The sequence below is a fragment of the Bacillus sp. SIMBA_008 genome (genome assembly GCF_046535495.1).
Lineage (GTDB): Bacteria > Bacillota > Bacilli > Bacillales > Bacillaceae > Bacillus > Bacillus subtilis.
The window spans coordinates 1-277 of the sequence record NZ_JAWRWL010000358.1; the positions used below are offsets into that span (position 1 = coordinate 1).

Annotated in this window: 1 pseudogene; it reads right to left on the minus strand. The window is 49.5% G+C overall.

From position 1 onward, the window contains the following. Positions 1-277: pseudogene (locus tag SB658_RS23585) on the minus strand (alpha-mannosidase); the annotation flags it as partial.

Here is a 277-nt window from a genome sequence, read left to right on the forward strand (position 1 = left end):
TAAGTGCCCCTCGCTGACAGCATCCTTGCTATAGTGCATGCCAAATGAAAACGACAGTGCCCCTTGCAGCTGAGCGTCAGGTGTCTCAACAATTTTTTCGCCAGATGCGCGTCCTGGACGGTAAAGAAGATTTTCTTTCCCCATTTTTCCGAAACAGCGGAAGAGCGTATACGCGATTGTTGTGTAGTCTTCTCCTGTGATCTGGTATTCTCTCACGCAGTCCGTCAACAGCGCGACACCGTATGCTTCATCACGAAGTGCAGTAAAGGATTGCATC